Source organism: Amycolatopsis sp. NPDC003676 (assembly GCF_053587275.1).
The window spans coordinates 1-1,037 of record NZ_JBSFNS010000440.1 but is presented as its reverse complement, the minus strand read 5'-3'; the positions used below and the strand labels follow the sequence as shown (position 1 = coordinate 1,037).

The following is a 1,037-nucleotide window of genomic DNA, read 5'->3' as shown; positions in this document are numbered from 1 at the left end:
GATGTTGCTCAACGTCTCCACCGACGAGATGCGCGGCCGCCTGCAGGGCGTGTTCATCGTGGTTGTCGCAGGTGGGCCGCGGATCGGTGATGTTGCCCACGGTTTCGCCGCGGCGAGCCTGGGTACCGCTGTAGCTGCCGCGGGTGGCGGTGTCCTGGTCGTCATCGGGGTGGTGCTGGCGGCATTGGCCTTCCCCGCCTTCGTCCGCTACCGGGTGACCCGCGCGCACTCCGATTCTCTGGTCAATTGAGTTGTGCGAGAAGGGAATACATGGTTTTCGCCGATCCGCGACCACCGGGTCCCACCGCCCTGCGCGGAGCCGGTCCGTGACGTCGGCGAACAGGGGATCGGCGCAGGTCGGCACCTGTGCGCCGACCTCACCGCCGATCGGCTCCGGTGTGAGAACGGCGCAGGACAACCCTGATTGCTCGTCTCGACCGAACAACAGCTAGCGTTAGCGCAAGTGCACCGCGTGCCGACCGCACCGGTGCCTACGGTTCTAGCCTGAGAGGGATCCTTCCGTGCCCGCTGAGAACATCACCAACGTCGCCGATGACGCCAAGGCGGTACTGCAGTACCCCGGAGGCGAGTTCCCGATCTCGGTCACCAAGGCCGCAGAGGGCAACGACGGACTCGACTTGGGCAAGCTGCTGGCCAGCACCGGTTACGTCACCTACGACCCCGGTTTCATGAACACCGCGTCGACCAAGTCGGCCATCACCTACATCGACGGTGAAGCGGGCATCCTGCGCTACCGCGGCTACCCGATCGACCAGCTGGCGGGCCGCTCGACCTTCATCGAGGTCAGCTACCTGCTCATCTACGGCGAGCTGCCGACCCAGGCCCAGCTCGACGACTTCACCGATCGCATCCGCCGCCACACGCTGCTGCACGAGGACCTGAAGCGGTTCTTCGACGGCTTCCCGCGCAACGCGCACCCGATGCCGGTGCTGTCGTCCGCGGTGAACGCGCTGTCGGCGTACTACCAGGACTCGCTGGACCCGCGCGACCCCGAGCAGGTCGAGCTGTCCACCATC

1 protein-coding gene and 1 pseudogene are annotated in these 1,037 nt (G+C 66.3%); both read left to right on the top strand.

Going from position 1 to position 1,037, the window contains the following annotated elements; translation table 11 throughout:
• Nucleotides 1-250: pseudogene (locus ACWDNU_RS47065) on the top strand (MFS transporter); the annotation flags it as partial.
• Nucleotides 251-569: 319 nt separating this feature from the next.
• Nucleotides 570-1,037, top strand: a 468-nt coding sequence (locus ACWDNU_RS47060; protein ID WP_449673607.1) for a citrate/2-methylcitrate synthase, incomplete at its 3' end; no start/stop codon positions are given.